Source organism: Streptomyces sp. SID3212 (genome assembly GCF_009865405.1).
GTDB lineage: Bacteria > Actinomycetota > Actinomycetes > Streptomycetales > Streptomycetaceae > Streptomyces.
The window spans coordinates 1-8147 of the sequence record NZ_WWJY01000326.1 but is presented as its reverse complement, the minus strand read 5'-3'; the positions used below and the strand labels follow the sequence as shown (position 1 = coordinate 8147).

Here is an 8147-nt window from a genome sequence, read left to right as displayed (position 1 = left end):
TCTCAGCGCCAACCGCTGTACCAATGTTCCCCGAGGCCGTACGCGTGGCGCCTCTCGCGTCTCCCCGCCAGCGCGGGGGTGTTCCGCTCGTGGGGCTGTCGTGGACCCTGATGCAGGAGTCTTCCCCGCCAGCGCGGGGGTGTTCCGGACCCCTGGAACCGCGCCCCAGGCTGAGCAGAACCCTGGCCCGTCCGAGCGTCTTCCGCTCACCAAACCTGCGAAGGTCAAGGTGAAAAGATCCCTAAGAACGACTCCGCACCAGCGCGCGTCAGCCGCTCCCGCACGGCTTTGGGCCACCGTTTGGCACCACAAAGTTCGAACAATCTTGCCCGATCGGATGCCGGCTCCACGTACGCTGACCAGCACTCCAGTCCACCTGACGCACCATCAGAACGAGCGTCAAGATACCTCCGAGAGCGTCATTTCAGCGTCAAGATATCGCCCGTAACGCACGTAGGGCACATCATGCGCACCCACCAAACGTGCAGGTCAGCGGCCCTTTGCGGCAGGTTCCAGGATCGCCACGCACTCCACATGGTGCGTCATCGGGAAGAGGTCGAAAGCGCGGAGTTTGCGGGGCTTGTAGCCTGCCTCTCGGAAGTAGGCCAGGTCTCGGGACAGGGCCGCCGGGTCGCAGGCCACGTAGGCGATGCGGCGGGCGCCGAGGGTGGCGATGTGTTTGACGACCTGTTTGCCGGCGCCCGCGCGCGGGGGGTCCAGGACGATCAGGTTCGTCTCCGTGATGTGCGTGCGGGGCAGGACCTGGTCGACCTTGCCCTGTTCGATGCGGACCCGGGGCAGGTCCTGGAGGTTGTGCCGCGCGTCCTCCACCGCCCGTTTGCCCGACTCGATGCCCAGGACCGCGCCGGTCTCGCCCACCCGTTCCGCGATGGCGCCCGCGAACAGGCCCACCCCGCAGTACAGGTCGAGCGCCGTGTCGCCCTTCCTCGGCATCAGGCCCTGCATCACGGCCTCCACGAGCATCTGGGGTGCCTCGGGGTGGACCTGCCAGAAGCCGCCCATGCCGACGCGGTACGTACGGCCGTCCGCCCGCTCGCGGACGAACGCGCGGCCGTGCACCCGGTGCACTCCCCCGTCGTGTTCCTCGACCCGCAGGACCGACACCGGCTTGTCCAGTTCGACCAGCGGCAGCCGGCCGCCCGGCCTCGGCGCCAGGACGACCTGGCGGTCCCCGGAGCCCGACGCGCCGATCGCCTCGACCGTCGCGATCTGCGGCCAACTGCGCTTCTCCACGCCCAGTTCGCTGACCGCCTCCGAGGCGATCATGCAGTGGTCGACCGGCTCGATCTCGTGCGAGCGGTGCTTGCGCAGGCCCGCCCGGCCGTCCTCGTCCACCGCGTACTGCACCCGCGAGCGCCACGCCGGCACCTCGCCCGCCGGCAGTTTGTCGCCGGGCGCGGGCATCACGGTCCCGTCCCAGCCCGCCTCCTCGGGTGTCAGCCCCGCGAGCCGCTGGAGCTGCTCGGTGATGACCTCACCCTTGAGCCGCCGCTGTGCGCCCGGCTTGGCGTGCTGCCAGTCGCAGCCACCGCACCGGCCGGGGCCCGCGTACGGGCACGGCGCCTCGACCCGGTCCTTGGACGCGTCGAGGATCTCCACCGCGTCGGCGCGCAGGAAGCGGGAGTCCGCCTCGCCCTCCGTCACGCGTACCCGGACCTTCTCGCCGGGCAGGGCGTGCCGTACGAACAGCACCCGGCCCTCGTCGGTACGGGCCACACAGTGGCCGCCGTGCGCGACAGGGCCGACCTCGACCTCGTACTCCTCCCCCACCAGCGACGCCTGCTCGGAAGAAGGCTGCGGTTCTGTCTGCATGAGGGAGTGGCTCCAAAAATCTAAGAGAGGAGAAATAGGGGGAAGGGGGCGCGCCGATGCGCGTCCTGCTCAGCCCACCAGTGTACGGGCGCCCCGTCCCGCCGCCCGCCACCCCGAAAACCCGCAGCCCGGAAACCCTCAGCCCTTGTTCGTCGGCTCCGTGGGCTTCGCAGGCTTCGCCGGCTCCTTCGGCCTCTCGTCCACCGGGCCCCGCCGCACCGCCCCCGGCGCCTGGTACACCGCCCTCTTCTTCGCGCGCTTCTTCGCCCGCTCCGAGGACTCCAGCTGGTACGGCACCGAGGTCACCATCACCCCCGGCGTGAAGAGCAGCCGGCCCTTGAGCCGCAGCGCGCTCTGGTTGTGCAGCAGGTGCTCGTACCAGCGGCCCACCACGTACTCGGGGATGTAGATGCTGACCGCGTCCCGGGGGTTCTCGGTGCGCAGGCCGCGTACGTACTCGATCACCGGGCGGGTGATCTCCCGGTACGGGGAGTCCAGGATCTTCAGCGGTACGTTGATGCCGCGCCGCTCCCACTCCTCCCGCAGCACCTTCGTCTCCGCCGGGTCGACGCTGATGGACAGCGCCTCCAGGGTGTCGGAGCGCATCAGCTTCGCGTATCCGAGGGCGCGCAGCGTCGGCTTGTGGAGTTTGGAGACCAGGACGATCGAGTGCACGCGGGACGGCCTGACGCTGTCGTCGGACGGGCCCTCCGCCGCCGCGATCTCCTCGGCGACCCGGTCGTAGTGCCTGCGGATCGCGGTCATCACGGCGAAGAAGATCACCATGCCGAGCAGCGCGACCCAGGCGCCGTGGGTGAACTTGGTCGCCAGGACCACCACGAGCACCAGGCCTGTGAAGAACGCGCCGAAGGCGTTGATGGCCCGGGAGCGGACCATGTGGCGGCGCTTCGCCACGTTCTTCTCGGTCCTGAGGTGGCGGTTCCAGTGCCGGACCATGCCGGTCTGGCTGAGGGTGAAGGAGACGAAGACCCCGACGATGTAGAGCTGGATCAGCCGCGTCGAGTCCGCGCCGTAGATCCAGACGAGCAGCGCCGCCGCGCCGGCCAGCAGGACGATCCCGTTCGAGAACGCCAGGCGGTCACCGCGGGTGTGCAGCTGGCGGGGCAGGTAGCGGTCCTGGGCGAGGATCGAGCCGAGGAGCGGGAAGCCGTTGTACGCGGTGTTCGCGGCCAGGAACAGCACCAGCGCCGTGGCCGCCGCGAGGACCACGAACAAGAACGTTCCGTCGCCGAAGACGGCCGCCGCCACCTGGGAGATCACCGGGTTCTGGACGTACCCCTGACCGACCGGGACGCCGCTGCTCCTCAGCAGGTCCGTCTCCGGGAACTCCGCCATCTTCACGTGCGTGGCCATGGCCAGGCCGATGATGCCGCAGAACATGGTCACGGCCAGGCCGCCCATCAGGGCGAGGGTCGTGGCGGCGTTCTTGCTCTTGGGTTTGCGGAACGCCGGGACGCCGTTGCTGATCGCCTCCACGCCCGTGAGCGCGGCACATCCGGAGGAGAAGGCGCGCAGGAGCAGGAAGACCAGCGCGAAGCCGGCCAGCCCCTGGTGCTCCGCCTTGATCTTGAAGTCGCTGGTCGGCGAGTGCATGGTCTCGTTGAGGACAAGACCGCGGAACGCGCCCCAGAGGATCATGAGGAAGACGCCGCCGACGAAGACGTACGTCGGGATCGCGAAGAGCTTGCCCGACTCCCGTACCCCGCGCAGGTTCATCATCGTCAGCAGGATGATGATCCCGACGGCGCACGCGACCTTGTTCTCGATGACGAAGGGGATCGCCGAGCCGAGGTTCTCGACCCCGGACGAGATGGACACGGCCACGGTCAGGATGTAGTCGACGAGCAGCGCGCTGGCGACGGTCAGGCCGGCCTTCGGCCCGAGGTTGGTGTTGGCGACCTCGTAGTCGCCGCCCCCGCTCGGGTAGGCGTGCACGTTCTGCCGGTAGGAGGCGACGACCGTGAACATCAGGACCACGACGGCGGCGGCGATCCACGGGCTGAAGTGGTAGGCCGACACACCCGCGACGGACAGGACCAGGAGGACTTCTCCCGGTGCGTACGCCACCGAGGACAACGGGTCGGAGGCGAAGACGGGCAGCGCGATGCGTTTCGGGAGGAGGGTCTCTCCCAGCCTGTCGCTACGCAACGCCCGCCCGATGAGAATCCGTTTGGGCACGTCGGTCAGTTTGGACACGCACAGGATCGTATGCGTTCGAACGATGAGCTGTGCAGGCAGCACCGCCTACTGAGATGGCGGTAACGGCGGCGTTGCCGCATAAGCTCAGGTGCAGGGGACACGGTATACGGTGTCCCGCCGGTGGCACGTATGCCGAGAAGGAAGAGTGAACAGGGTGTTTTCGCAGGTCAGCGAGATGACCAGGACTGCGGGGTAAGCGCACGTGCACATCGTCATCATGGGATGCGGCCGGGTGGGAGCCGCACTCGCGCAGACCCTGGAGCAGCAGGGGCACACGGTCGCCGTGATCGACCAGGACCCCACGGCCTTCCGTCGGCTCGGCTCCGGTTTCGGGGGCCGCCGGGTCAGCGGCGTCGGATTCGACCAGGACACCCTGCGGGAAGCGGGGATCGAGGACGCCGGCGCCTTCGCGGCGGTCAGCAGCGGCGACAACTCGAACATCATCGCGGCGCGCGTCGCCCGGGAGATGTTCGGCATCGAGAACGTCGCGGCCCGTATCTACGATCCCCGTCGCGCCGAGGTCTACCAGCGCCTGGGCATCCCGACCGTGGCCACGGTCCGCTGGACCGCCGACCAGATGCTGCGGCGGCTGCTGCCGTCCGGCGCGGAGCCGCTGTGGCGGGATCCGAGCGGCGGGGTGCAGCTCGCCGAGGTGCACACGTCGGCGCACTGGATCGGGCACAAGATCAGCACGCTCCAGGAGGAGACGGGCGTCCGCGTGGCGTTCCTCACCCGGCTGGGCGAGGCGATGCTTCCGACGTCGCAGACGGTGCTCCAGGAGGGCGACCTCGTCCACGTGATGATGCGTACGGACGAGATCGAGAAGGTCGAGGCGTCATTCGCCGAGGGCCCGGACGAAGGCGGGAACTGATGCGCGTCGCGATTGCCGGGGCCGGGGCGGTGGGCCGTTCCATCGCGGGCGAGCTGCTGGAGAACGGTCACGAGATCCTGCTGATCGACAAGGCACCGACCGCCATCTCGGTGGAGCGGGTGCCGTTGGCGGAGTGGCTGCTGGCCGACGCCTGTGAGATCACCTCGCTGGACGAGGCCGCGCTGCAACGCTGCAACGTGGTGATCGCCGCGACGGGCGACGACAAGGTGAATCTGGTCGTCTCGCTGCTCGCCAAGACCGAGTACGGGGTGCCGCGGGTGGTGGCCCGGGTGAACAACCCCAAGAACGAGTGGCTGTTCAACGAGTCCTGGGGCGTCGACGTGGCGGTCTCGACGCCGCGTCTGATGTCGGCGCTGGTGGAGGAGGCGGTGAGCGTCGGTGATCTCGTACGGCTGCTGCGTTTCAGCCACGGGGACGCGAACCTGGTCGAGCTGACGCTGCCGCCGGAGTCCGCGGTGACGGGCACCCAGGTCGGGGACGTGATCTGGCCCGAGGACACCTCGCTGGTGACGATCATCCGCGGGACGCGTGTGCTGACGCCGAACCCGGAGGAGACGCTGGAGGCGGGCGACGAGCTGCTGTTCGTGGCGGCGCAGGCGCGCGAGGAGCAGCTGGAGGATCTGCTGTCGGTGCTCCGCGAGGAGACGGACTGACCGGCGGGTCGAGGGAAGAGAAAAAACGGCTTCGGGCGCCGGACCTGTGGTGGTCCGGCGCCCGAAGCGCGTCTTGTACGGAAATCCGGTACGGAGCGGGCTCTACGCCTCGCGGCGGTGGCTCACCGGGCCGTCCGACGTCCCCGCGGCGGCGGCCTTGCGGGCCTTCTCGGCCTCCTCCTCCGCCTCCATCTCCGCGAACACGTCGATGGGCGGCGGCGCCTTCGCCAGGAAGACCCAGGTCAGCCAGACCGCCAGCAGGAACGGCGGGATCTTGAGCGCCACCAGGACCCAGCCGAGCTGCGCGGTGTCCGCCCACCAGTACAGCGGGAAGAGGATCGCGCACTTGGCGAGGAGGATCAAGCCCCACGCCCAGCTGGCCTTCGCGTAGGCCTTCTTGCGGCCGGGGTTACGGGTGCGCCAGGACAGGTTCTCCTTGAAGACCGGGCCCAGGATCAGCCCGATCAGCGGCACCCCGGCGGCGGCGGTCGCCAGATACGCGACGGCCAGGCCCAGCGTGTAGAGCATGCCCGGCAGGTAGAAGTCCTTGGCGTTGCCGGTCATCATCGCGAAGACGACACCGAAGGCAACCCCGAAGACCCCGCTGAACGCGTGCTTCACCGTGTCGCGGCGCACCAGCCGGACGACGAGGAGCACCAGCGAGACCCCCACGGCGGCGATGGCCGACGTGTGCAGATCCTTGTTGATCGTGAAGATCGTGACGAAGAGCAGTCCGGGAAGGACCGTCTCCACCATGCCGCGCAGGCCGCCGAAGGCCTCGAAAAGCGCCGCCTCGGTGACGGCCTTCGCGTCGGCCGCCTGCTGGTCCGCCGTGGCGGGAGAGGCGGGTGGGGCTGTCGAGGCGGCGGGCTTGTCGAGTGACGTCACCGGCTACTCCTGTCCGAGCGGTCGGATTTCGTATTTGGGATTGAACAGCACCCGGCGGCCGTGGCTCATGGAGATCCGGCCGGAGGCGATCAGCTTGCGGCCCGGCTCTATGCCCACGATGGAGCGCCGGCCCAGCCACACGACGTCCAGCGGCGCGGTGCCGTCGAACAGCTCCGCCTCCAGAGCGGGGACTCCCGCCCGTGGACGCAGGGTGACCGTCCGCAACGTACCAGCCACCCGGACGATCTGGCGGTCGCTGCACTCGGAGATCCGCGTGCAGCCCGACGCCTGCGTGTCCTCCCGCAGCTCCTCGGACTCCAGATCCTCCTGGGAGCTGGACAGCCGTTCGAGCATGCGGCGGAAGCGACCGCTCGGCTTCTCAGCACTCATACCTTGAGGGTACCGGGCCCCGGGCTCCGCGTTCGCGGGTCCCGCACGGGGTTTTCGAACCGGGTTTCGAACCATGACACGCCCCTCCCGCCGCCTCGGCGGCCCAAGGGCCTCGTATCAACGTTCGAAGCGGTAGCCCATGCCCGGTTCGGTGACGAAGTGCCGCGGGTGCGAGGGATCCGTCTCCAGCTTCCGGCGCAGCTGGGCCATGTAGACCCGCAGATAGTTGGTCTCCGTGCCGTACGAGGGCCCCCAGACCTCCTGGAGGAGCTGTTTCTGGCTCACGAGCCGGCCCGTGTTCCGTACGAGGACCTCCAGCAGGTGCCATTCGGTGGGCGTGAGCCGTACGTCCCGTCCCTCGCGGTGCACCTTCTTGGCGGCCAGGTCGACGGTGAAGCCCTCCGTCTCGACCAGCGCCACCCCTTCGTCGCCGTCCCCGCCGACCGGTTCCGCCCGCCGGACCGCGGCGCGCAGCCGGGCCAGCAGCTCGTCCATGCCGAAGGGCTTGGTGACGTAGTCGTCGGCGCCCGCGTCGAGCGCCTCGACCTTCTCGTCCGAGGTGTGGCGGGCTGAGAGTACGAGGATCGGGACGCGGGTCCAGCCACGCAGGCCCTTGATCACCTCGACGCCGTCCATGTCCGGCAGCCCGAGGTCGAGGACGACGACGTCGGGGTGGCGGGCGGCGGCGAGTTCGAGCGCTCCGGCGCCGTCGGCCGCCGCGTCCACCTCGTACTTGCGCGCCTTGAGGTTGATCACGAGGGCGCGCACGATCTGCGGCTCGTCGTCGACCACGAGCACCCGGGTCATAGGGGTCTGCCTTTCTGCGGGCCCGGTCATGAGCTGACGCGGGCGGGTTGTCCCGAGGGGGCCGGCGCGGGTCCGGGGGCCGCTCGGAGCGTGAGGACCATGGTCATGCCGCCGCCGGGGGTGTCCTCGGCGGCGAGGGTGCCGCCCATGGCCTCGGCGAAGCCGCGGGCGACCGCGAGGCCGAGGCCGACCCCGGCGCCGCGCGGGGCGTCGCCATGGCGCTGGAAGGGTTCGAAGATCCGGTCCTTGGCATCGTCGGGGACGCCGGGGCCGCTGTCCACGACGCGTACCTCGACGCGCGTGCCGAGGGTGCTGGCCGCGACGGTGACGGGCTGTCCGTACGGGCTGTACTTGACGGCGTTCTCCACGATGTTGGCGACCGCCCGCTCCAGGAGGCCGGGGTCGACGGCGACCATGGGCAGCGATTCGGGGACGTCCAGGACGACGCTGCCGTCGGGGACCCC

The 8147-nt window shown here is 69.6% G+C and carries 8 protein-coding genes; 2 read left to right on the top strand and 6 right to left on the bottom strand.

The features are described 5' to 3' along the window. Positions 1–489: 489 nt before the first annotated feature. Positions 490–1833 (bottom strand): class I SAM-dependent RNA methyltransferase, encoded by a 1344-nt coding sequence (locus tag GT042_RS09715; protein ID WP_161308302.1) that lies wholly within the window; start codon positions 1831–1833, stop codon positions 490–492. Between the two features lie 138 nt (positions 1834–1971). Continuing rightward, positions 1972–4050: an APC family permease gene (locus tag GT042_RS09710; RefSeq protein WP_161308301.1), complete on the bottom strand. Its 2079-nt coding sequence runs from the start codon at positions 4048–4050 to the stop codon at positions 1972–1974. A 205-nt stretch (positions 4051–4255) separates the two neighbouring features. Between GT042_RS09710 and GT042_RS09705 the strand changes: the two genes are divergently transcribed. Further along, positions 4256–4924 (top strand): TrkA family potassium uptake protein, encoded by a 669-nt coding sequence (locus GT042_RS09705; RefSeq protein WP_161308300.1) that lies wholly within the window; start codon positions 4256–4258, stop codon positions 4922–4924. Continuing rightward, positions 4924–5598 carry a TrkA family potassium uptake protein gene (locus GT042_RS09700; protein WP_161308299.1) on the top strand — a complete coding sequence of 225 codons (675 nt, stop codon included), beginning with the start codon at positions 4924–4926 and terminating at the stop codon, positions 5596–5598. Before GT042_RS09705 ends, GT042_RS09700 begins: the two co-directional genes overlap by 1 nt. A gap of 102 nt (positions 5599–5700) precedes the next feature. On the opposite strand, the gene GT042_RS09695 is transcribed toward GT042_RS09700, so the two are convergent. The 4 genes from GT042_RS09695 to GT042_RS09680 form a co-directional block, all read right to left on the bottom strand. After that, positions 5701–6486 carry a DUF3159 domain-containing protein gene (locus GT042_RS09695; protein WP_161308298.1) on the bottom strand — a complete coding sequence of 262 codons (786 nt, stop codon included), beginning with the start codon at positions 6484–6486 and terminating at the stop codon, positions 5701–5703. A 3-nt stretch (positions 6487–6489) separates the two neighbouring features. Then, positions 6490–6876, bottom strand: a complete 387-nt coding sequence (locus tag GT042_RS09690; protein WP_161308297.1) for an OB-fold nucleic acid binding domain-containing protein — start codon at positions 6874–6876, stop codon at positions 6490–6492. Between the two features lie 117 nt (positions 6877–6993). Beyond that, complete coding sequence (locus GT042_RS09685; RefSeq protein WP_161308296.1) at positions 6994–7683, bottom strand: response regulator; 690 nt, start codon at positions 7681–7683, stop codon at positions 6994–6996. Positions 7684–7709: 26 nt separating this feature from the next. After that, a partial coding sequence (locus GT042_RS09680) for an ATP-binding protein (RefSeq protein WP_237530640.1) occupies positions 7710–8147 on the bottom strand: 438 nt, incomplete at its 5' end.